General features: G+C 67.8%; 23 protein-coding genes and 1 pseudogene. 17 read left to right on the top strand and 7 right to left on the bottom strand.

Annotation, left to right across the window (positions count from 1 at the left end):
* The first annotated feature begins 42 nt into the window (after positions 1–42).
* From ACQB60_RS26415 to ACQB60_RS26405, 3 genes are all read left to right on the top strand, one after another.
* Positions 43–714, top strand: a complete 672-nt coding sequence (locus tag ACQB60_RS26415) for a hypothetical protein (protein WP_496928617.1) — start codon at positions 43–45, stop codon at positions 712–714.
* Positions 715–773: 59 nt separating this feature from the next.
* The gene (locus tag ACQB60_RS26410; protein ID WP_496928616.1) at positions 774–1,742 is read left to right on the top strand and encodes a hypothetical protein; all 969 of its coding nucleotides are present in this window, start codon (positions 774–776) and stop codon (positions 1,740–1,742) included.
* Positions 1,743–1,853: 111 nt separating this feature from the next.
* A complete protein-coding gene (locus ACQB60_RS26405; protein ID WP_496928615.1) occupies positions 1,854–2,639 on the top strand; it encodes a hypothetical protein in 786 nt (261 codons plus the stop codon).
* A gap of 4 nt (positions 2,640–2,643) precedes the next feature.
* Here the strand turns inward: ACQB60_RS26405 and ACQB60_RS26400 are convergent, their stop codons facing one another.
* The 3 genes and pseudogenes from ACQB60_RS26400 to ACQB60_RS26390 all read right to left on the bottom strand — a co-directional run bounded on the left by ACQB60_RS26400 (position 2,644) and on the right by ACQB60_RS26390 (position 3,990).
* Entirely contained in the window at positions 2,644–3,150 is a 507-nt protein-coding gene (locus tag ACQB60_RS26400) for an immunity 26/phosphotriesterase HocA family protein (RefSeq protein ID WP_496928614.1), read from the bottom strand.
* A gap of 5 nt (positions 3,151–3,155) precedes the next feature.
* Positions 3,156–3,635 (bottom strand): annotated as a pseudogene (locus ACQB60_RS26395) (WXG100 family type VII secretion target); the annotation flags it as partial.
* Positions 3,636–3,732: 97 nt separating this feature from the next.
* Positions 3,733–3,990 (bottom strand): GntR family transcriptional regulator, encoded by a 258-nt coding sequence (locus tag ACQB60_RS26390; RefSeq protein ID WP_496928613.1) that lies wholly within the window; start codon positions 3,988–3,990, stop codon positions 3,733–3,735.
* A gap of 558 nt (positions 3,991–4,548) precedes the next feature.
* Between ACQB60_RS26390 and ACQB60_RS26385 the strand changes: the two genes are divergently transcribed.
* Entirely contained in the window at positions 4,549–5,223 is a 675-nt protein-coding gene (locus ACQB60_RS26385; protein ID WP_496928612.1) for a hypothetical protein, read from the top strand.
* Entirely contained in the window at positions 5,220–6,296 is a 1,077-nt protein-coding gene (locus tag ACQB60_RS26380) for a hypothetical protein (RefSeq protein WP_496928611.1), read from the top strand. Before ACQB60_RS26385 ends, ACQB60_RS26380 begins: the two co-directional genes overlap by 4 nt.
* A 139-nt stretch (positions 6,297–6,435) precedes the next feature.
* Here ACQB60_RS26380 and ACQB60_RS26375 read toward each other — a convergent pair whose 3' ends face one another.
* On the bottom strand, positions 6,436–7,077 hold the full coding sequence (locus ACQB60_RS26375) for a hypothetical protein (RefSeq protein WP_384829628.1): 642 nt from the start codon (positions 7,075–7,077) through the stop codon (positions 6,436–6,438).
* 451 nt (positions 7,078–7,528) lie between these two features.
* On the opposite strand from ACQB60_RS26375, the gene ACQB60_RS26370 reads away from it, so the two are divergent.
* From ACQB60_RS26370 to ACQB60_RS26355, 4 genes are all read left to right on the top strand, one after another.
* Entirely contained in the window at positions 7,529–7,831 is a 303-nt protein-coding gene (locus tag ACQB60_RS26370) for a hypothetical protein (protein ID WP_384829626.1), read from the top strand.
* A 1-nt stretch (position 7,832) separates the two neighbouring features.
* A complete protein-coding gene (locus ACQB60_RS26365) occupies positions 7,833–9,128 on the top strand; it encodes a putative T7SS-secreted protein (RefSeq protein ID WP_496928610.1) in 1,296 nt (431 codons plus the stop codon).
* 78 nt (positions 9,129–9,206) lie between these two features.
* Positions 9,207–10,139, top strand: a complete 933-nt coding sequence (locus ACQB60_RS26360; protein WP_496928609.1) for a hypothetical protein — start codon at positions 9,207–9,209, stop codon at positions 10,137–10,139.
* Positions 10,140–10,161: 22 nt separating this feature from the next.
* The gene (locus ACQB60_RS26355) at positions 10,162–10,917 is read left to right on the top strand and encodes a hypothetical protein (RefSeq protein ID WP_496928608.1); all 756 of its coding nucleotides are present in this window, start codon (positions 10,162–10,164) and stop codon (positions 10,915–10,917) included.
* A 39-nt stretch (positions 10,918–10,956) separates the two neighbouring features.
* Here the strand turns inward: ACQB60_RS26355 and ACQB60_RS26350 are convergent, their stop codons facing one another.
* The 3 genes from ACQB60_RS26350 to ACQB60_RS26340 all read right to left on the bottom strand — a co-directional run bounded on the left by ACQB60_RS26350 (position 10,957) and on the right by ACQB60_RS26340 (position 13,151).
* Entirely contained in the window at positions 10,957–11,901 is a 945-nt protein-coding gene (locus ACQB60_RS26350; protein WP_496928607.1) for a hypothetical protein, read from the bottom strand.
* A gap of 192 nt (positions 11,902–12,093) precedes the next feature.
* Positions 12,094–12,543, bottom strand: coding sequence for a hypothetical protein (locus ACQB60_RS26345; protein WP_496928606.1), 450 nt, complete (start codon positions 12,541–12,543; stop codon positions 12,094–12,096).
* Positions 12,544–12,602: 59 nt separating this feature from the next.
* Positions 12,603–13,151, bottom strand: coding sequence for a hypothetical protein (locus tag ACQB60_RS26340; RefSeq protein ID WP_496928605.1), 549 nt, complete (start codon positions 13,149–13,151; stop codon positions 12,603–12,605).
* A gap of 261 nt (positions 13,152–13,412) precedes the next feature.
* Here ACQB60_RS26340 and ACQB60_RS26335 point away from each other — a divergent pair, with 261 nt between their 5' ends.
* From ACQB60_RS26335 to ACQB60_RS26300, 8 genes are all read left to right on the top strand, one after another.
* A complete protein-coding gene (locus tag ACQB60_RS26335; RefSeq protein WP_496928604.1) occupies positions 13,413–13,727 on the top strand; it encodes a hypothetical protein in 315 nt (104 codons plus the stop codon).
* Positions 13,724–15,088: a putative T7SS-secreted protein gene (locus ACQB60_RS26330; protein ID WP_496928603.1), complete on the top strand. Its 1,365-nt coding sequence runs from the start codon at positions 13,724–13,726 to the stop codon at positions 15,086–15,088. The genes ACQB60_RS26335 and ACQB60_RS26330 overlap by 4 nt, the downstream gene beginning before the upstream one ends.
* 6 nt (positions 15,089–15,094) lie before the next feature.
* A complete protein-coding gene (locus tag ACQB60_RS26325; protein WP_496928602.1) occupies positions 15,095–15,976 on the top strand; it encodes a hypothetical protein in 882 nt (293 codons plus the stop codon).
* A gap of 17 nt (positions 15,977–15,993) precedes the next feature.
* Positions 15,994–16,725: a hypothetical protein gene (locus ACQB60_RS26320; RefSeq protein WP_496928601.1), complete on the top strand. Its 732-nt coding sequence runs from the start codon at positions 15,994–15,996 to the stop codon at positions 16,723–16,725.
* Positions 16,722–17,273, top strand: coding sequence for a hypothetical protein (locus ACQB60_RS26315; protein ID WP_496928600.1), 552 nt, complete (start codon positions 16,722–16,724; stop codon positions 17,271–17,273). The genes ACQB60_RS26320 and ACQB60_RS26315 overlap by 4 nt, the downstream gene beginning before the upstream one ends.
* 32 nt (positions 17,274–17,305) lie before the next feature.
* Positions 17,306–17,479 carry a hypothetical protein gene (locus ACQB60_RS26310; RefSeq protein ID WP_496928599.1) on the top strand — a complete coding sequence of 58 codons (174 nt, stop codon included), beginning with the start codon at positions 17,306–17,308 and terminating at the stop codon, positions 17,477–17,479.
* 95 nt (positions 17,480–17,574) lie between these two features.
* Entirely contained in the window at positions 17,575–19,959 is a 2,385-nt protein-coding gene (locus ACQB60_RS26305) for a hypothetical protein (RefSeq protein WP_496928598.1), read from the top strand.
* Positions 19,949–21,397 carry a hypothetical protein gene (locus ACQB60_RS26300; protein WP_496928597.1) on the top strand — a complete coding sequence of 483 codons (1,449 nt, stop codon included), beginning with the start codon at positions 19,949–19,951 and terminating at the stop codon, positions 21,395–21,397. Before ACQB60_RS26305 ends, ACQB60_RS26300 begins: the two co-directional genes overlap by 11 nt.
* The last annotated feature ends 151 nt before the right edge of the window (positions 21,398–21,548 follow it).

Here is a 21,548-nt window from a genome sequence, read left to right as displayed (position 1 = left end):
TTCGGATGGCTTGAGGAACTGTCGCCCCACCGGGAGTCGCTCGTGAACCGCAGTCGTGCTCTGTCCGTCGCCGTCTCACTGACGGCTTCCGCCGCTCTGTTGCTCACCGGGTGCGGGGGCGGGGACGACAAGGATTCCGGGGACAAGATCGCGGGGGCGGGGGACGGGAAGAAGAAGGAGTCTCCGAGTGCGAGTGCGAGTTCGGGGGCGAAGATCGATCGGCCCGACATCAAGCTGCCGTCGGACCTGAAGCTCACCGTCAAAGACTCGAACTTCTCAGACCCGGACCAGTCAGCCGCCTGGAACGACGCCCGGAACTACACGCAGTCCATCGCGTACGGGATCGTGAAGCAGGACGCGGAGGACGCCGCGTACAAGTTCTACTCGGAATACGGTGGCCCGTCCTTCGTCTACGCGAAGGACCAGATCAAGAAGAACGTCGCCGCCGGCTTCACCATCACGGGTGAGCGCAGCGTCGAAAACGTGACAGCCAAGACCATCACGAAGCACAAGAACGTCGTCGTCACTTTCTGCACCGATGACACCAAGTACTTCAGCAAGGAAGTGAAGACCAAGAAGGTCCACCAGACCAAGCCCAGCGTCAAGGACTACTCCTTCTGGCAGGTTTCGATGAAGGCCGCCAAGTCGAACAAGGGGCTCTGGCGGGCAGACCGGATCAAGGTGGAGGCCAACGCCCAGCAGTGCAAGGGATAACGGGGATGAACATGCGCAAGTCGCTCATAACATCCGCTTTTTGCGGCGCACTGATCTTGTTGTCCAGCACGCCGGCACTCGCCGGTGGAGAGATCAGCACCGACAGCGGCGCCACCAAGGACTCCGGCAGCGACCGCGACGTCGGCGCCTACGCCAAGATCTCCTTCCGGTCTTCGGGGAACGCCAAGGGCGGCGGCCCCATCACGTCCGTGGACACCAACTGGACGCCGCCGCCGTGCTGGTACGCACCCGAGTGGAAGGCCAGCGAGTTCCGCGGCTACCGCGACCGGCTGTACTACGGCGCGCGGCACGATCCGGGTGCCCCTCGCGACGCCCTCAATGAAATGTCGGACGAGAACCAGAAGTACGCCAAGGACAACTACAACATCGACAAGGAGAAGGAAGGCATGTGGTGGGGCGCCCAGTTCAGCCCCGACGCCACGCTCGAGGAGCAGCAGAAGTGCAGCAAGCCTCCCTTCTGGGTCAAGAACGGTGAGAAGCCCGACGTCGAGAACGTCATCGACGCAGAGGTCCTCGCCAATCTCGCCTACAACCACATCAAGGTCCCCGGCACCAAGGTGACCCTCGCCCCCAACGGTCCCTCCAAGGTCAACATGCCGACCTGGGCCTGGCTGGACAAGACGAACTTCAAGCCGGTCTCGGTGACGGCTTCCCTCGACGCGGGCGACCTCCACATCGAGGCGACCACCACCGCCACGCCGTCCTCCCTGACGTTCAAGCCGGGCACCGAGGACGCCACGATCCACCCCGCCTCGGGCGAGTGCGCGGTGAACAAGGACGGTTCGATCGGCGAGCCGTACGCGAAGGGCAAGGCCGACCAGACCCCGCCCTGCGGCGTCACCTACCTCCGCTCCTCCGGCAACGGCACGTTCAACCTCCAGGCCACCGCGGTCTGGAAGATCTCCTGGACGGGCACGGGCCAGGCCGAAGCGAAGAACCTCCCCGACGGCGAGTACGGCAACAACCAGCCGGTGAAGGTCGAGGAGGCCCAGGCTGTCAACCGCTGAGGCGGCCGCACGCCGGCTGAGCCGACACCAGCACAACGCGGAGGGGCAGGTCACACGGACCTGCCCCTCCGCTCATCTCTGCCCCAACTCCCCCACTCCGAGGAGCCCTCAGTGCCGCACCGCCACCCCCTCGCCACTCTCATCGCCGCCTCCCTCGCCACGGCCGCCACATTCCTCACCCTGACGGCATGCGGCGGCAGCGAGGAAGACAGCAAGAACGACAAGGGGAGCAAGACCTCCGACTCCGCCCCTGCCAAGGGGCAGGAGGAACCCCAGAAGGAGAAGCGGGCCACGGCGGCCCAGCTCTCCCTGGCCGGCAGCGAGGTGGCGGGCTACAGCATCCGCAAGCCGTCCACCGACTACGTCTTCGCGAAGTCAAGGGACAACATCAAGCTCTCCAAGCCGGTCTGCGCCCCACTCGGCCACGCGATGAGCCAGTTCCCCGTCGGCACCCCGGCCCCGCAGGACGACCAGGTCCGGGTCCACATCGCGGAGGCCAAGAAGTTCAGCGGCGTCTTCACCTACATCACCATCGCCACCTACGCACCGGGCAAGGCCCAGGCCGCCCTGTCCGACATGAAGAAGGCTGTCGGCGCCTGCAAGGACGGGTTCACCGCGAAGGGCGACAAGCAGTCCAACCCGTACGACTCCATCGCCCCCGAAACCCCTGGAACCCCCGATACCGTCCCCACGAAGACCGCCGACGACTCACTCGCCTTCAGGGCCACGGCCAAGTACCAGGGCCACACCCACACGTTCCACACCCAGGCCACCCGCCACGGCGACACCCTCGCGATCTACTTCTCCACGGACGGCTCCGCCTTCACCGAGTCCCGCCCGGGCGACGGCAAGCTCTTCCCGGCGGTGGTCAAGGCCCAGGAGAAGAAACTCGGTTGAGCCATCACGCGCGGCCTTGGCGATCTTCTCGGCGTGGCCCCACGATGGGATTCCCGGCGAGCGCCGCTGCGACCTGCTCCTGAAAGAAGTCAAAGTTGGACAGGGCGAACGAACCGCAAGGATCCGCGCGCTCGGAGATCCGCTGATCGTTCTCGTCGACGTAGTCCTTGTAGTACGCGTCGTAGAAACAGTGCTGCTTCAACAGATCATCCGGAGTCAACTCCGCATGCTGCACGGTCCGGAAGTATCCCTTGTTCCAGACCCAGTTCATGGTGAAGAACGGCGGCATCAGCAGTCGATCGGGGGTGAGGCGATCCAGGTCCGGCTTCTGATCGACCGAGGGGATGTCGTAGATGTACGCGAGGATACCGCCGGGAAAGCGAGCCTCAGGGGTGCTTTCCCCCACCTTGACGATGCGACCGAATCGGTAGCTGTCATCTTCCAGTTGAAGGACGAACACGTCACCGGGGACGTGCTGCCTGCGCTGTCCCTTCATCTTCTTCAGCTGCATGGAACATCGTCGGGCTTGGGGACGTCTCCCTTGCCCCCGCCGCCCTTGTCCTTGTACTTGTCGGCCTCCTTGCCCGCCCGATCCACCCACGAGTCGGCCGAGGACAGCTTGGACTTGGCGTCGGTCAAGTCGCCTTGGGCCTCACGCCCCTTGGCGAGGGCCTTGTCGGCCAGCGCCTGCGCGCGCTCCAGCTTGGGCCAGTAGTCCGCGAGCGCGTCGCCCGCCATCTCGTAGCTCTTCTTGAGCTTCTTCAGCTTGCCCGGAGCGTCCTCGAACTCGGCGGTGAAGGACTCGGCCGTCTTGCCCGCCCAGGACAGGATCGCGTCCTCACCGGCCATGCCCTTGATGTCACGGAGCACATCCGACACGTCGTCCGCGAAGTCGTGCAAGTTCTTGGCGAGTTGGCGAACCCGCTGCGGATCGCCCGGAGTCGGATCCTTGTCCAGGTCCAGAACATGCCAGTCCGCCGGACGGTGCCCTCCCATGGTGCCTCCCCCGTAACAGCCACCTCGTAAATGCCGTACGCGGGTGCGAAGTTACTAGGTCGCCGGACAGGCAGGAAGCGGTTGACGCGCGGGGGACCTACTTGGCCTGATCCTTTGATCCGCCGCCCTTCGGGTCCGCGACGAACGAGCCCATGCCGGGAGTCGTGATGATGAGCTCCTCCGCGCGCAGAGCCGCAGTCGCCTTGCGCACGGTGACGCGAGAAACGCCGAATTCGCCCTCAAGCTGCACTTCGGAGATCAGACCGTGCACGGGGTACGCGCCGTCGGCGATCCGCTGACGGATCACTTCGGCGATCTGCACCCACTTGGGCCTCGTCGGATTGAATTCGAACACAGCTGAACTGTAGTGGGCCGCCTTACAGGTGCGAGGGTGCGGCCACGACACTCGGCTTCCCGTACGACTCCCGGCACAACTCCCCCTACAAAGCGATCCACTTGACGTGCTCCTGGGTGTCGGCGTAGGCGGCGTCGGCCTACCAACAAGAGCGCGATGAGCGCCCGGCCACCCGTGCGGATGTGCGCCCGGTGCCGGCGCACCACCGACGCCCCCGTCCTCGTACACGAAGTGCACGCCGCCACGGGTCCGGGGTTCAACGTGTACGCGTGCGTAGGGTGCGCGCCTCTCTATCCGCCAGATCAAGATGCGCTTGAGCTGCTCGGAGCCGCTGCGCAGTCACGTCACACTGACCAGCCATAAGTGAAAGTCGATGCCCCGGTTCCACATTGCGGGACCGGGGCATCAGAATGCCCATCAATTCCCGGTTCACCCCCATTAGGCCACCCCCGTAAGCCAATTCACTCTGGTGAAACCGCACACCCCACGGTTACCGTCATTGCCCTTGACGGAAATCGTGCCCCACCTCGGCCCGGCCCAGCCCACCAGGAGTCCATCGTGAACCGCCGCACTCTGCCCGTCGCTGCCGCGCTCGCCGCGACCGCAGCCCTGTTGCTGACGGCCTGTGGAAGTGGGGACGACGGCAAGTCCAAGGACAACGACAAGATCGCCGGTGCCGGTCAGGGGTCGGAGAAGCCGAAGAAGTCGGGCGAGCCCGCGGGTGGTTCGGAGGAGGACGCGTCGGACGGCGTGGACCTGTCCCTGCCCAAGGACATGAAGCTGGTCTTCGACTGGGACAAGCCGAAGGACAAGAATGAGGCGGCCGCGATGGGCGACGCGGCCAACTACCTGCGCGCCGTTTACCGGGGCGTCGACAAGCGGACTACGAAGGACGCGGCGCTGACCGCGTACGCCACGGACGACGGTCTGCGTTACGCGAACGTGCAGATCAATGACCGCGTCAAGGGCGGCTGGACCTCGACGGGCACCCTGCGCCACTACCAGGCCACCACGCGCTCCACCGCGAACGGCAATTCGGTGGAGGTCGCATTCTGCGCGGATGCCACGAAGTTCTACAGCAAGGAAGTGAAGACCGGAAAAGTCCTGAAAACCAAGCCCAGCATCTCGGACTTCGACTACTACAAGATCGTGATGGTCAAGTTCCCGACCGGCAAGGGCCTGTGGCAGGCATCCAAGGTGTTCGTGGATACGAAGGCGGCGAAGTGCCAGTGAACGGAAGACGACGTACGGCTCTCTCCACCGCAGCCCTGGCTCTCGCCCTGGGCACCACCGCGCTCGCACAACCCGCCTACGCGGGAGAACAGCCGAGCAAGGGCCATGGCTCCACCAAGGAAGAGGGCGGCGGCGACAAGGGCGGCATCTACGCCGCCGCCCAAGTCCACTACTCCGGCTCCGTCGCCGAGGGCGGCAGCAAGGGCAACGTCGAGTCCACCGACGTCAATTGGAACCCTCCTCCCTGCTGGTACGCCCCTTACCTCGGTGCCAAGGACTTCAAGAAGAAGATGTCCAAGAGCATCAAGGACCAGATGAACGCGCCCGGCATGACCGGTCACGCGGGCTCGGCCCTCAGCGAGATGCAGCGCCACTACGAGGACGACTACGGCTGGACCGACCACCCCGGCTACAAGGACTACAACACCGACAAGGACGGCAAGGGGATGTTCTGGGCCGGGGTCGAGAACCCCAACGAGCCCGACTACCTCAAGCGGACCGGGTGCAGCGAGCTGCCCTTCTGGGTGGACAACGGTGAGCCCGCCCCGCCCCAGTACGAAGAGGCCATCACCCCGAAGATGCTGGCCGCCCTCGCGTACCAGCACATGCAGCTCCCTGACACCAAGGTCACCCTCGCCCCCGACGGCAAGTCCAAGGTGAACCTGCCGACGTGGATCTGGCTGGACAAGGCCAAGTTCGACGAGGTCCAGGCGACGGCGGAGATCAACGTTCCCGGCTTCCACCTCCAGGCGACGACGACCGCGAAGCCCAAGTCGCTCACGCTCAACCCGGGTACGGAGAACGCCACCACCATCCCCGCCAACGGCGAGTGCCCCATCGTCGGCGGCAAGATCGGTGAGCCGTACGCCAAGGGCAAGGCCGACAAGACCCCGCCGTGCGGCATCACGTACCTCCGCTCTTCGAACGGCGGCACGTTCCCGCTGAAGGCGACCCTGACGTGGGAGATCAGCTGGACGGGCACGGGACAGGCGGGAGCGCAGCCCATGCCCAACGGCACGATCGAGGCCGTCCAGGAGATCGCGGTCGAGGAGGCCCAGGCGGTCAACCGGTGATCCAGCAATCCACCGGTGATCCAGCAAATCCACCGGTGATCCCGTGATCCGCTGACGGTCCAGCTCTACGCAGCAACTGCGAAGCCCCGGACGCCGCCCTCCACGAGTGGCGTCCGGGGCTTCGTCACGTCAAGACGGGCTACTCCGCGAACCGGAACGTGGACGTCACCGCGTCGAAGATGTCGAAGAAGGAGTCCGCGAGGTCCAGGATCTGGCTGCTGCCGGACACCAGCGCCACCTTGCCCTCCTGCCCCGGCACGGGGATGAAGGTCTGCATGAGCACGACCCGCACCGTCCGGTCGTCCCCCGGCACGGACACGTCCTCGATCCCGTACGTACGTGCTGCGAGCCCGACCCCCGGGATGTCGACGGTGGTCACCTTCCGCCAGGCGTCGCCCTCGCGCTTGGCCTCGCGCACCGCGAGCTGGGCGACGATCTGCGCGGGGTCGGTGGGCAGGAAGTCGCCCTTCTCCGTCCGGGCGCCGACCAGCGACACGGTCACGGATCCGGTGATCGGGGTGTCGCCGCCGAAGCTCTCGGCCATGCAGCCGCAGTACAGCGCCCCGGACTGCCACGCCTCCTTGGACGCCTTGCGCAGGAACGCCTCGAAGGTCTCCCGGTGCGGGGCCAGCTCCGGCCGCTCCCGCACCCGGTCGTTGATCATCTGCCGAATGCTGGCGTCCCGCGACTCGGGCCGCACGTCGAACTCCCACCAGGTCTCCGGCACCTTGATGCTGAAGCCACCGCGCGCGATGGTCTGCGCTTCCGTGTAGCGGGCCATGGTGTCCCCGTCCCCTCGGTCCCGTGTGAGCCTTGCCGGCGTCGGCTCGGCGGTCGTGGGTCGTCAGCCTAATCGGCCGGGGTCAGCCTTTCGAACGATGGCTGTCGCACACGTCACCGCACGTCCATCTCAATGAGCGCACCCCAAAGCAAGTAAATGGAATCCCAAGAGGGAACCAATAGGACTTCAACCGCTCTGTCGCCAACCCGCGATCTTCACCCCCTGCACACCTTCGCCTCATATCACCCACCCCGGTCCCCTCAGTCACCCCTAGCGCAATCTTGACCCCCCTAATATGTTTTTCCACCTCGGCGATACGCTCTTCGCACGGAAGGTCACAACGGGGCCGTAGTCGACACCACCGTGAACTACCCCTGCACAGACCCCAGTTGGCGATGCCCGCCGCCAGCACCAGCATCCACTTGCTCGCTCAGGGGAACCGGACCACGACATGAGTGACCTACGGCTCGACGACACGATCTTCGCGGAACTGAAGAAGACGTTCTCCACGGTCAGTGACCGGATGGACGCCGTGCGACGCACGCTCAAGAACACGGACGGGTCGGTCGTCGGCGCGAAGAGTCTCGTCGAGGACGTGCACGACTTCTCCGACGAGTGGAGCTACGGAGTCAAGCAGCTCGGCAAGCACACGCACGGCGCCGTCAAGATGATCGACAAGATCGACACCGAGTTCAGCAAGCTCGACCAGGACCTGGCCGAGTCGCTCAAGTCGACGAAGAAGAAGGGCAAGTGACGTGGCGGGCAAGCGTCCGGCCTTTCCGCACATCGGCTGGGACCCCACCCCGGGGGACGTGGAAGACACCCGGGATCTCGCGAAGAAGCTCGGCGGTCTGGCCGGTGAACTCGGCGACGCGCTGAAGAACTTGGAGCGCATCGAGTGCGGAGCCTGGAAGGGCAAGACCGCGCTCGCCTTCACCGAGTACATCGGGGAGGACGTCACCCCGCTCATCCGCAAGAGCCACGACTCCTTCGACAAGGCTTCGCGCGCGCTGCACAAGTGGGCCGGCGAGCTCCACGAGTTCCAACGCGAGGCGGACCTCCTGGAGAAGAAGGCCGGGGAGAAGCTCGAAGAGCGGGACAAGGCCAAGTCCAAGTCCGAGGAAGCCAAGGCCAAGGGCGGCAAGGAAGCGGAGAAGGACAAGGGCTTCGGCGAGGAGTCCTCGGCCGTCGACCAGGTCACCAACGAGGTCCACGACCTCGAGGACCGCTACAACAAGGCCGCCGGCCAGATCAGCAAGGAGCTCGACAAGGCGGACGACATCGCCCCGGACGAGCCCGGCTTCTGGGACAAGCTCACCAAGGGGGTGGCAGACGCGTGGGACGCCGCCGGCAAGTGGATCAAGGACCATGCCGATCTCATCAAGCTGATCGGTGATCTGCTGAGCGACCTGACGGCGGTGCTCGGTCTGCTGGCCATCATCACCCTTCCGTTCCCGCCTCTTGCGGCGATCTTCGGCACGGCCGCCTTGATCACGAGTGGACTCGCGCTGGCGGCGCATGGGCTGGCGAAGGCCGCCGGGGCTGATGTGAGCTGGATGCAGATCGGGATGGATGCGGTGGGGCTGATGCCGGGGATCGGCATGTTCAGCAAGGGGATCAAGGTTGCCGGTAAGGCAAAGGCGGCAACCACCGTGACCAATCTCGGCAAGGGGTTCAAGGCCACCAGGATCGGTGAGGGGAAGATCCTCATGAGCTTCGGAAAGAGCTCTCAGGGTCTCACTGGTGGTTTCGGCAAGGCCGGGCTGGTGAAGATCGGCGGCAAGTCCGGGGACGTCTGGGAAGTCTCGCATGCCACCAGCGGATTGAAATCACGCATGGGCGGATTGGCCTATGCGGGGTACCACGAAGGGCAGTGGCTGGGTTCCAAGGGGCTGAACATGATCCCCAAGGTGAACATCAATCCCATGGGCGCCGGTATCGCCATCGACGCCGGAGCGAAGATCTTCCCCAAGATCACGAGCATCCACCAGCACGTGGGAGAAGCTCTCTTCCCCGGCGACCGGTTCGAGAAGTCCGCCACCGCGGGCTGAGTCTCCATGGCGCAGTGACAGAGTGGAGAACGCACGACATCGGTCCCGGAGTCGCCACGCAGGAAGAAGCGTACTGATATGAGCATCTGGCTGCCCGAACCGGGGGAAATTCTCTACACCCGTGAACCGATCACTTTCGCGACGGGCGAGGCGCCGCGTGTCAGAGGGATGCGCTGGTTCCGCGACACCGAGCGCAATGACATCCAGGGCGAGTTGGAGGGATGGCCCGAAGGGCCGGAGTACACAGCTCGCTCGACCAGCGGCTCGGTTGCGCGCACCGTCGGCAGAGGCGGGGTCATGGCTCTCGGCGCGGCGGTCATGGCGGTCCTCAGCGCAGCCGGAGGCAACCTCAGCGGCGGCTCAGGAGAAGACTCTGGCTCCGATACGCCTGACAGCCCCGCAGACGAGGTCGAAGACTTCCCCGTGATGTGGGCGGCCGAGGGCACCATCGCCCGAACCTTGCCATGGCAGTTGGATCCCGGCCGGTCGAACGAGAAGCACTACCAAACGCATATGAGCATCACGGACCGACGGCTGGTCGTTGTCGGGCTCCCTCTCTATAAGAAGGACGAGGACCGCATCGAGGACGAGGTCCTCTGGGAGACCCCCCGATCCACCATCGACAGAGCCGAATCCCGGAACTTCAAAGACGGATTTGACCTGCAGATCGTCTTCACCGACGGCTCGTGGTGCAGGATGCGATCGACTTCATATGCTCGGCGGAGGATTCTCCGATACCTGGCCAAGCAGCTCGACTTCGTCCCACTCGACGCGCTCACACCGTCCCAACAGGCCACCGTGGAAGCCTTCGTCACGGATTACGAGCCGGACGCCGGTCCTCCCCTGATCACCCAGAACTCCTGCGGCTGCTACCGCGTCGAAGTAGTGCTGCCGAGCAAAGTCAACGCGTACTTCGGCGCCAGGGACTGGGACATGGTCATGGATACCGACGGAAAGAAGTTGGAACTGACGGAGTACCACCCGGAAGACCTCTCCGAGAACAACCTCTGACCCCGCCCAGGACGGCCCCCTCGTGACATCCCTTGCCGATTCCGTGAATGCCCTGCCCCCCGCCTCCACGGACGAAGAGCCTCCACCGATCTGGTTCCTCTCCCCTGAAGGCTTCTTCGCGCTTCCCCTGGCCGCCACTCCCGAAGAACGCACCGAACGCGCCCATTCCTTCGTACGAGAGCTGTACTCGCGCGGCGACGACAGCATCTGGGAACCCGCCGCCCCCTACTACTCGGCGATCGCGGAACTCATGGCGGACACGGGCGTCTCGTACGCGGCGATGGGGCTGTTCTCCACGGCGGAGGAGACCGAGGGCACCGAGGAGAACACGGGAGAGGACGACGTCTTCCGGGCCGCCGGGTCCGACGGCGTGGCCCAGTGCGCCTTCACCGTGGCCGCCGTCCCGACGGACCAGGCGCGGGCCGACACCGACGTCGTCGCCCAGGGAATTCTCGCGATCCTCTCGCGTGATCCGTACAACGACGCCCGCTGGCTCGATCTGCCCTGCGGTCCTGCGGTGTCGTGCGTCACCCTCAAGGAATTCAAGCTCAATCCGGAAGTGACCGAGAGCGGCGAGGCGGTGGAGCTCCTCACCGGACAGATACAGGTCCATGTCCCCTTCCCCACAGGTCCGTTCACAGCGGTCTTCACGCTCTACACCGCTTCCACGGATTACTGGGGCGAGTTCTGCGACATGATGGCGTCGATCCTCCAGACGGTCAGCTTCACCGAGCCCTCAGGGGTGGACACGGAAGAGGACGCGGAAGGAGACGCATAAGAGGAGGACGTCGCGGCAGGCTGACTCGCCGCCCTCGGCTCACCAGAGGCTCGACTCCATGGGCGCCATGCGCAGTCCGCGCTTGGTCAGCAGCGTCATCTCCGTCTCGACCCCGTGTTTGGGATGCACGGGCTTGGCGCGAGTGGTTTCGACGAGGAACTTGCCGTTGGGGCGGCGCGTGACGATGGGGTCCACCGTGGGATCACGGTCTGCCTCGGTCACGACGTGCTTGGCGATGTAGGCCCGATGACGCCGCGGCAGTGACTCGACGGCGACCAAGCCCGTCGGCTGCACAAGATGGATCGGCACTCGCCATGCGAAGCGCTCCTCGGGCGGAGCCAGTCGGCACCAGGAGCCGTCCGCGAAGCAGATCTTCACGTCCCCCCACACCTTGCTGTACGGCATCCTCTCCACGCTCGCGATGTGCTCCCGCCCGATCTCCCAGAGGACTTCGTCCTGGTCGGGGTCGTCGCCGGGAAAGCCGAGGACGACGATGCGCCGGTCGGTGACGACCAGGTGGGTGCGGTAGTCGCCGTCGGGCCGGCGGGCCGGGTCGAGCTGCCAGGGCAGGGTGCGGGCCATGCTCCCCGGCGCGGCCCACATGACGGGGAAGTCATCGACCTCGTCCTCGGGCTTCCTGGGGCGGCCCGGCCCTCTGCTGCCACCGCCGGAGCCCCCGCTGGGACTGGCCCCGTCGAGTATGGCCGCGAGCACGACGAGGACGACGGCGGCGAGGGCCCCGAGCCCGAAGAGGCCGGCCTTGCGGAGGGACTTGGGTGCCCTGCGCTTGGAAGGGGGCGCCGGGTTAGGGGTATAGACGGGCCCCTTCGGCCAGCCGGACAGCACCAACTCGCCTTGGATGTCCCTGCGTTCCGTATCTCGGAACCAGCGCATGCCGTCGACGGTGTCTGCCGTTCCACTGGCGAAGGCGATGGAGTCACGGGCGAGGAGGGTTTCGCCCGGGGCGGGGGTCCACGGTGCCATAGAAGCCGCTCCACTGTTGTTCTCTGAGAAGACCTGTAGGGCTTGTAGAGCTTGCAGGGCTTGCAGGGCTTGCAGGGACGTACGGCAGGCTAACGAAGCCCGCTGTGCGGTACACACCCGAGGGTGTGAACCCCACCACGGCATCGGCGGCTCAGCAGCTCCTCAGCCCTCTCCCCCTCCCCTCCCAATTCCTCAGCGCCCCAGCGCCTTCCGAGCCTCCCCCAGAGACATCTCCAGGTCCCTGCGCCCCGGGTCCGACTCCGGTAGGTGCGCTCGGCAGCGTTCGAAGAACGTCCTCGCCGACCTGTACGCCGCTTCGAGCACCCCGGTGGCCGAGGATGCGTCGATGATGCGAGCACCATCCTTCGTCGTGATCCGGTCGTCCTTGCCGAGCGTGAAGTTCAGCTGGAACGACGAGTCCGTCCCCACGAAGTGGAAGGACCCACTCCCGCCCACGGCGAGGGCCCTCAGGCCGTCGAGGAGGTCGCTCAGCGCGACGGAGATCATCATCGACTGGTCCGGGATGTGTCCCCGCGACGTCGCCCGCCCCTCGCCGCCCATCACTTCCATGTCGCCCAACGCGAAACCCGGCGAGGGAGGTTCGAGCTCGGACGGGTCCACGTCGAACGAGAAGCGGATCATTGGCGGCTCTTTTCCCCTGAGGGCGACCGCCCGCTCGGTATCGCGACGGCACGCCGATGCTACGACCTGAGCACCTCGTCCTCGCCGTGGCCCAGCTCCTCGTCGTAGCCAAGCTCCTCCTCGATGCCCAGCTCTTCAGCCGCGTGCCAATTCACGGGGTTCGGCCGGTCAGCGCCGGTGGCGAGCCTGCGGAAGTCACCGCTCCACAGCACCTCAGCCCCCTCTCCACCCCCCGGCGCCCCCAACGCATCAGCCCCACCCCGCAAAACCCGCGCCCTCCGACAGAGCACCAGCCCCGGAGCCCCCGCCTCTCCCTCTGCCCCGCCCCCTCCCTGAAGGGCAAAGGCCACGTCACGGAAACCCCCATCAGGCTGTGCGCCAGCAGCCAGTTCCAGTAGAGCCGCCCGCTCCCGTGCCGTGCCGTGGCGGAGCTCGGGGGCCACGTACCGCGTGCCGACCTGCATCGCGGTGACTCCCTCGAAGTGCAGGTCGAGGCAGGTCTCGTGCTCGGCGTCGGGGACCGCCCGGAACAGCAGTTGCGAGTGGCCCACTCCGTAGCGCCACAGGCGGAAGGTGCGTGGCGAGCGGAAGGTCTCCCACCCCTTCACTCGAGGTCCGCCCCTCCGTGCGAGAGATCCCTCAACTCCGAGCGAGCCGAGTCGAGTTGACGGCAGTCAGTCGGCACGAGGTCCACGACCTCCACCACCGTGCAGCCCGCCCCCACACACGCAACCGCCAGCCGCCGCACAATCCGTTCCAGCTCCGTCCGCATAAGCCCCCATCAGCACGGCATCAACACCCCATCAGCAACTCATCAAACCCGAACTGATCTTCCCCCTCCCCCCATCGCCCCAGGTTCAACTAATCCCATGAGTGACCTCTACATCGACTACGACATGCTGGAGAAGACCCAGCACGACATCGCCAACATCTCCGACGTCATGCGGAAGCCCTGCCGCGAGATGGACGACGTCGACGGCAAGTCGATGGGCGTGTTCAAGCTCGCCAAGCGCATGGACGACTTCGGGGACGAATGGTCGTACGGGATCAAGCAGTTGGCGAAGTTCTCGAAGTCCGCCTCCAAGGCGCTCGGGAAGATCAAGAAGAGCTTCGAGGACCTGGACGACCAGATCGACCACGAGCTGCGCAAGAAGCCCGCACCGGCGAAGGGGCACGGAAAGTGAGCGGCTGGGACTCCGACGCCCCGTGGCTGCGGCCCGACCCCGCCGCCGACGCCCGCTTTCCCGCGATCGGGTTCTGCCCCTGCCCGGGCGACCAGCGCACCGCCGAACACGTTGCGGCCATCGTGCGCCGCACCGCGAACTCTCTGCGCGACATCGCTCACGTACTGAACGGAACCGGGCGCGGTGACTGGCGCGGCAAGGCAGCCGAGGCGTTCCGGGAGCAGTTCCACGACGACTTCCGGCCCAAGGTCGAGGACGCGCGGGACTCCTTCGGCCAGGCCGCGCAGGCGTTGGAGGACTGGACGTCGTACATGGAAGGGCGGCAGCGCGAGGCCGACAAACTCGAACAGCTGGCCCAGGAGGCGAAGGACCGGGCGGGCGCCGCCCAGAAGGACCTCGACGGGATGCCGCCCAAGCCCGGCACCGGCTTCCCCGGCGGACCCGGCGGCCCGCCGCCGAAGGACGAGTCCCACGAGGACAAGGCCAAGCGCGAGAAGCTGGAGGCCGACCGGAGCGGCAAGGAGAAGGCCCTGCACTCCGCCAACGGGGAGCTGGAGGAGCTTCGCGGACAGGCCGAGCGGCTGCGGAACAAGTACACGGAAAAGGGCGAGTCCGTCGCTGACCGGCTCAAGCACGCCATGGACATCGCGCCCAACGAGCCCGGCATTTGGGACCGGATCGGCGACGCGATCAGCGAACTCGCCGACACCATCGGAGAGATCAGCGATGCCATTCTCGACGAGATCAAGTCCGTCTTGAAGGAGCTCGCGCCGCTCCTCAAAGTGCTCGGCGACATCGCCGGGTTCGCCAGCACCGTGCTGGGTCTGCTGTCGCTCATCCCCGGACTCCAGTTCCTCGCACTCCCCGCGCTGATCCTGGGCGGCGTGGCGCTGGCCAGTCACTACCTGTCCGCCGTCGGAACGACCGGCAGCTTCATGAAGGCCCTCACCGACCCGACCGTCATCATCGACGCCGTCACCCTCGCCTTCGGCGGTGCCGCCTTCGGCGCCGGGCTGAAGCTGATGAAGGCGGCAGGCGCCACGGGCAGCTACGCGAAGATCGCCGGCGCCACGATGAAGGTCGGCAGCAAGTCCGGGCTGCCCAGCGTGCCGGGATACTTCCGGTTCTGCGCCGGGATGGGCAAGGGGGGCCTGCAGACGACGGAGTTCGGCTTCCAGGCCGCCCGGTTCACCAACACCATCGGCGGCAACTTCATGGGACTCGTACCGGGTGGTGGCGCGGCGGCTCTGGGGCAGATCTCCCAGGGGCAGTCGCCATGGTCCATGCCCAAGATGCCCAACCTGGGGAAGTTCCCGACCCCCACCGGTCCCTTCCTCATCCCCCGACAGAGCGGCAACTGATCAGAGATGTCCTCCCCTGCCTCCTCCGCCTCCCCTGCTTCCTCGGCTTCCCTCTCCTCCCCTGCCTCCCTCTCCTCTCTCTCTTTCGAGGGGTCCTCTCACGCCCCCGGCACGAGCGACACAGGCGGCACGGGCGGCACGGGCGGCACGGGCGGCACGGGCGGCACGGTCAACCTCTACGCTCCCGAGGACTGGTTCGATCTCGTCGCCGGTGACAACGAGACCCTCGCGCACGCCCGCTGTGCCGACCTCATCGACAAGAGCTACCCGCACCGCGAGCCCGGTCTGCGGGCCGACCTCACCGAGGCCCTCATGGTCTGGCGCAGCACGCTCCGGGAGCAGGGCGCCATCGCGTACGGTCTCGTGTCGCTCCCCGAGACCGAACTCGGGCCCGCGGTCTGGCAGATCATGGCCGCTGTCGTCGATCTGCCGGTGGCTCAGCCCGACATCGACCTGGGAACGGTCATCTCCCGTCTGTTCGGTGAGGAGTTGGCCGACCGTGAGGTGTACGTAGAGACGTACCCGACAGCCATGGGCATCGGGCTCGGGGTCATTTCCCGGCCGGTCATGTCCGACGAGGGCGCGCTCCTCCTCTTTCCCCCCGCCCAGGAGGGGGTCGATGACCGAGAGGGGGGCGATGACCGAGAGGGGGCCGATGACCGAGAGGGGGGCGATGACCGAGAGGGGGGCGGAGCCGGACGCATCGGGCTCGCCATCTCCCTCTCGTGCACGCCCGGCTCCACCCACGGGCTCCTCGTCGTCGGCAACTGCCTCGACCCTGATCAAGTCCTGCCCCTCGCGGGCGCGGTCGCCCTCATCGGCGGCAACTCCACGTTCGCCGAAGTCGATGACGCGGACGAGAGCAGCGGGACGGACAGCGCCGCGTGAACCATAGAGGAGGGCCCATGAACATCGGTGACGGCACACCCGGCCCCGGCACGCCCGGCCCCGGCGAACCCTTCGCCGTCCACACCCTCAGCCACCGCCTCAACGGCATCCAGCACCGCCTGTCCCGCGCCGCCCTCACCCGCCTCGGGCTCCTCCTCGGTCTGGCCGCCTGCGCACTGCCCTTCGCGCTCCGTCTGCTCCTGCTTCTCGTACGCGGGGACAGCTGGGTGGCGTACGCGATGCTGGTCGTCGTGGCCGGCGGACTGCTCGTCCTCCTCACCGAGGTCAACTACTTCGGCGGGACCTGGTACTTCACCCTCGGGTACGCCGTCGCCGCGGTCGCTCTCACGCTCTTCTGCTGGAACGGCCACTCCGCCGACGTGCTCGCCGCCCGTGGCCGCTGGACCCCGGTGACCGTGACGGAGCTCGTGACGCAGCCCAGGCAGGACCCCGCATGCCGGCTGAGCCGGGTCTCCGGCGGCAGCCGGATCGCACCCGACCTGGACAACTGCGGCGGCCTCGCCCGCGGCGACCGGCTCACCGTGCTCGAAGACCCCAAGGGCGAGGTGGGACCGGAGCGGTCGGCACCCAGCACGGTGGGCACGTATGTCGCGGCGGGGATCTCCGGTGCGGCGCTCGTGGCCGTGGTGACCTGCGCGTTCGCCGTAGGCCGCCGCACCCGACCCACGAACCCGAACGCGAACCCGAACCCGAACCCGACTGCTTACCCGAACCCGTACCAGCGATGAATCTCCGCCCCCGTGCCCGCCCTCTCCCACCCGCCCCCCACCCCCTCGCCTGGCCCGACCGGGCCTCCCTCCTCACCACCCGCGCCGCGGCCGTCGCGGAGCTGACCCGGGGCGCCCTGCGGCTGCGCGATCTCGGCTGGGCAGCGCTCACCATCCTGGTCGTCGGGGCGAGTTGGCTGATCCTGACAGGGGCCGTGACCTGGCTGGGCGACCTCGCAGACCTCGGTGTTCCCGACTCCCCCGACGCCGTCGAGTGGGGCGTGGGCACCACGGCCGCCGCTCTGGCACTCGCCGTCGCGGGACTGGCCCTCGCCGGATTTGCACGCGTACTGCGCCGCGGGCGCCTGACCCGGCGGCTGCTCGCGGAGTGGACGGCGCTGGACCGCGACCCGGCGGCCCGTTCGCTGCCGCCGGGGGCGATCCCGGACGAACTCGCCTCCCCCTGGGACCTGCTGCGGGCGGACGGCCTTGGCGGGACAAGGCCGCCGTGTACCACGCGCGCCGCGGTCACCTCGTCCATGTCTCCGGCGCGGTCATCGCGTGGCTGACGCTGCCCTCAGCGCCCCTCATGTTCGGCCTGGTGGCAGTCGCCACGGCGGCCTCCTCCGGCTACCCGGTGGCGCTGGTGCTCGCGGGCCTGGGAGTGATGTTCACCGCCGTGGGCGGCTGGGCACTGGGGACGGGACTCCGGCACTGGTTCTGGGCGGTACGGGAGGCTCGGGGCCGGGTGAAGGAGCAGCGGGGGTGGGGGTAGTCGGGCACGTCGGCGACGGCCTGACCCCCGTTTCGCCGGAGCGAACCGGCCAGTAAAGTGCGGCGGGTCAGCCGACGGGCAGCAGGGGGAGACAGATGAGGCACATACGGGCAAGCCACTACAGCCCTCCCACCTCTCCCGTCACCCGGCGCGGGATACCCCTCCTCACCGTCCTCGGCGCCCTCGTGGCGCTCCTCTTCGCAACCGCCATCCCGTCGTCAGCCGCCGACGACAGCGAGAGCGACAGCACCGGCACTGGCACCGGCACCTCCCAAGCCGCCACCCTCGCCGCCCACCTCCGCAAGAACCCCGTCTACGTCACGGACCAGCTCCCCCGCAAGCTCCCCCGCTCCACCGCCCCCGATTTCGCGAAGCTGGCGAAGCGGACGGGCGTGCCGACGTACGTCCTCGTCCTGCCCGACCAGGTGACGAGCGACGGCGGGCGGCTACTCGGGGCCGTGCACGACCGGCTCGGGCGGGACGGCCTGTACGTCCTGGCCGACGGGGACGGCGTGGCCGACGCCGCCGCCTTCGGGGTGCGCGCCCCGGCCGACGACGCCATGACGGTCACCATCTACGAACTCCCTTACGACGCCGACACATTGACCGTCTTCGAACGCTTCGCGGACGTCATCGCGCAGGGCAGCACCAAGGCGGCCGCCCGCGCCGAGGAGGCCCGCGAGAAGCACGGCGGCGACAACGGCGACGAGCCCGAGTCCCAGTACATCGGCGCGACCGACCGCGACAACCAGTCCTTCGTGACGGGCATCGCGCTCGTCGGCGTCCCGCTGCTGATCCTGCTGCTCAGCCCGTACGTACGGAGGTGGGTGCGGCGGAACAGGGGGATGGGCCCCGCGTCGACATCCGGCACGACAGCCGGGACGGCGTCCGGCTCGGCATCCGGCACCGCATCCGGCACCGCATCCAACAACCGCCGCATGACCACCGGTTCGAAGGCCATCGCCTGGTCGAGGTCCCGAGCGGGCCGCGTCGAAGTCAGCGCCGCGCTCCTCTCCGTCGTCGCGGTCGCCGTCACCGCCCTGCTCCTCTTCGACCAGAAGCCCCCGGCCACGGACGCCTCGCCCACGCCCACCGCCGCCGACCTCTCCGCCCGCATCGACCGCGTGGCGGACGGCCTGAAGCGCGACCCGGTCTACAGCGACCCCGAGAGCCCCCGCGTCCTGGACGCCGATCAGCTCGCGCAACTCCACACCCGCATCGCCAAGTTGAAGCAGCGTCTGCCTCTCCACGTCGCGCTCGTACCGCAGTTGACGGAGGACGAGTCCGCCGGCGACGCGGATGCCTTCACCCAGGCGGTGCGCGACAAGCTCGACAATCTCGGCAAGGGCAGCGAGGACGGCAAAGACAGCAAGCCCGGCAAGGCCAGCGAGGACGGCAAGGCCAGCAAGGACGGCGTGTACATCGTCGCCGATCCGCTCTCCGGCACCATCGACACCGTCTCGTACGAGGCGCACGTCGACGCCAATCTCGTGGCCTTCGACGTGCCGGACAAGATCCGCTACGGCACCGACAAGGACGACGAAGCGGTCGACCACCGCATCGGAGAGCGCCTGGACGACCTGGTGACCTTCCTCGGCAAGGCCCCGCGCATCGACGCCCCGGAGACGTCCTCGCTCGGCTCGTCCGGCCCCGACCCGACCGACTCCCAGAAGGAGGACGTCCACGGAGTCTTCTTCGCCGGGGACTTCTGGCCGGGCCTGATGATCGGCGCGCTGGCCGCCGTGCTGGTCTTCATGGTCGCGGCGGCGGTGCTGGGCATCGTGCGCCTGTCCGTACCGTCACTGCGCCGCAGGAGCCGTATGACATCGGCCCTCGGCACACCGACAGGCACCGGCGGCAACGGCGGCCCCTCCTTCGAGGCCCCCGCCGACCCCTCCCCCAAGTACCTGCGCCGCACCGCACGCGACGAACTCGACACACTGGCACGCGAGTTCGCCACGGCAGACTCGCCTTCGCCCTCGCCCTCGCCCTCATCCCCGACCACCCCCCTCCGCGACCGGATCAGAACCCGCGTCTGGGACTGCCTGGACGCCGCGACCCTCCTCGCCGACCGCGCGGGCGGCGGCCCGGACGGCCGCGTGGACGACGACGCGGCCCCCGCCGACCTCGCCGCCGCCATCGTCCTCGCCCGCTCGGCCCGCGCCCTCCTCGCCACCGGCACCGACAAGCCGTCCTGCGCCCTCAACCCCCTGCACGGCCCGGCGGTGAGCTGGCGCGACGCCAAGTTCACGCCCGAGGACCGCAGGCGGAGCCACATCCCCGTCTGCGCGCGGTGCCGTCCGGCCGTCGAGGAGTGGCCGGACCTCGCGCACACGCTGCGCCTCACGCTCCCGGGCCCGGGCCCGAGGTCGCGTTCGTCCCGTACGCCGTACGTGGACGCGCCCGGCCCGATCTCCGCGGCACGCGCCGGAATCCCCCAACTCATCCGCCAGGCAAGGGAGTACGCCGGTGTCCAGTGACTTCAAGCGCCACAAGCGCCCCGCCACCCGCCCCCTCTCCCCCTTCTCGACGGCAACGGCACTCCTCCTGAAGGCGCTGACGGCGCTGATGACCCTGACGGCCCTGACAGCCCTGACGCTCCTCACGGCCCCCACGTCCACGGCGGCACCCGAGCCGAGCCCCGGCGCGAAGATCGCCAAGGCCCTGCGCACCTCCCCGGTGTACGTGGACCCGGCGTACGCGTCGGCCGTCCCGCCCGCCCGCCAGAAGCAACTGGCCCGCCAGATCGACCGAACGGGCCTGCCCATCAAGGTCGTTCTCATCCCCCTCACCAAGGGCGACGCCTTCGACGGCGAAGCGGTAAACCTCGGCTCGGTCCTGCGCGACCGCATCGACCAGCGGGACCTGATCCTGGTGACGAGCAGCGAGACGAGCCGGGACGACCTGAAGGGCTTCGAGTGGCCCGACGGCAAACACCAGGCGAGTGACGCGGCCAACGCGGTCTACTTCATGGACGAGTTGGACGACGCCCCGCTCGGTGACCGTACGGCGAAGGCCATCGACATCATCAAGCAGGGCAACGGCAAGGCGGTCTACGAGAAGGAGACGGAGAAGCTCAACGGGCACACGGCCGGTTCCTCCTCCGGCTCTTCCTCCGGCTCTTCCTCCGGCTCCTCGCTCTCCCAGGGCCCCACCGCACCCGACCGCAACAAGGGCGAGGGCACTCCTTGGCTCCCCCTCCTCCTGGCCCTGGCAGCCCTGGCGGCCATCACCACCACAGGCACCCTCTACTACAGGCGCCACCGCAGGACACATGCGTCGTCCGCATCCCCCTTCGCCTTCCCCCAGGCGGTGTTCGCGGCGGCCCGCGCGGCGGACGAGGCGGAGCTGCGGCGCCGCGCGGAGGCGGAGATCCTGGCACTGGGCGAAGCGGCCCAATCGGCAGACTCCTCTACAACACCGGGACTGCAGAAGGCGCTTGACGCCTACGACGCGGCGGGCACGGTCCTGGACGGAGCGCGCGGCCTCGCGGATCTCGCGGGGGTCCTGGCCCTGGTGGCGGAAGGCCGCGACGCCCTGTCCCCCACACCCCACAAAACCCCCCGCCCCCTACCCCTCTGCTTCTTCAACCCCCTGCACGGCCGGGCCACCCGCACAGTCCGCTGGCGCCCCCTGGGCCACCGCACCCACCTCAAGGTCGCGGCCTGCCCCGACTGCACCCAGTCGGTCCACGCCCACAAGCCCCCGGAGGTCCTCACCGACACGGCCACGAACACGGGCGGCGGCACCAGCACCGGCAGGACGTCGTCGGGCCCCCATGAGGTCCCGTACTTCGAGGTCGCCCCGGACCGGAGCGTCTGGGCGGCGACGGGCTACGGCTCCCTGCTCAAGGACCCGGAGGACAGCTTGGCGTCGCGGGTCGGGCGGGGGGACTTCTCGCGGGGACGAACCGCGTAGCGAACCCGCCCGGCCGTGATCCCGGGATCACGGCCCGGGATCACGGCCCGGGATCACGGCCCGGGATCACGGCCCGGGATCACGGCCCGGATCCAACCAATCCCGGGCGACTTCTCCTGACTTACGGGAATCAGTCCAGCCTCCGCGTGAG

The sequence above is a fragment of the Streptomyces odontotermitis genome, from assembly GCF_050510915.1.
Classification (GTDB): domain Bacteria; phylum Actinomycetota; class Actinomycetes; order Streptomycetales; family Streptomycetaceae; genus Streptomyces.
Note: the sequence above shows the minus strand (reverse complement) of the source record. Positions and strands in the feature narration are given on the sequence as shown.

Excerpts from the sequence above, each read along its gene's own strand:
- ACQB60_RS26360 (WP_496928609.1), top strand. The coding sequence starts at position 9,207 with ATGAGCATCTGGCTGCCCGAACCGGGGGAAATTCTCTACACCCGTGAA.
- ACQB60_RS26305 (WP_496928598.1), top strand. The coding sequence starts at position 17,575 with ATGAGGCACATACGGGCAAGCCACTACAGCCCTCCCACCTCTCCCGTC.
- ACQB60_RS26400 (WP_496928614.1), bottom strand. The coding sequence starts at position 3,150 with ATGCAGCTGAAGAAGATGAAGGGACAGCGCAGGCAGCACGTCCCCGGT.
- ACQB60_RS26370 (WP_384829626.1), top strand. The coding sequence starts at position 7,529 with ATGAGTGACCTACGGCTCGACGACACGATCTTCGCGGAACTGAAGAAG.
- ACQB60_RS26335 (WP_496928604.1), top strand. The coding sequence starts at position 13,413 with ATGAGTGACCTCTACATCGACTACGACATGCTGGAGAAGACCCAGCAC.
- ACQB60_RS26320 (WP_496928601.1), top strand. The coding sequence starts at position 15,994 with ATGAACATCGGTGACGGCACACCCGGCCCCGGCACGCCCGGCCCCGGC.
- ACQB60_RS26375 (WP_384829628.1), bottom strand. The coding sequence starts at position 7,077 with ATGGCCCGCTACACGGAAGCGCAGACCATCGCGCGCGGTGGCTTCAGC.
- ACQB60_RS26325 (WP_496928602.1), top strand. The coding sequence starts at position 15,095 with ATGTCCTCCCCTGCCTCCTCCGCCTCCCCTGCTTCCTCGGCTTCCCTC.
- ACQB60_RS26350 (WP_496928607.1), bottom strand. The coding sequence starts at position 11,901 with ATGGCACCGTGGACCCCCGCCCCGGGCGAAACCCTCCTCGCCCGTGAC.
- ACQB60_RS26315 (WP_496928600.1), top strand. The coding sequence starts at position 16,722 with ATGAATCTCCGCCCCCGTGCCCGCCCTCTCCCACCCGCCCCCCACCCC.
- ACQB60_RS26345 (WP_496928606.1), bottom strand. The coding sequence starts at position 12,543 with ATGATCCGCTTCTCGTTCGACGTGGACCCGTCCGAGCTCGAACCTCCC.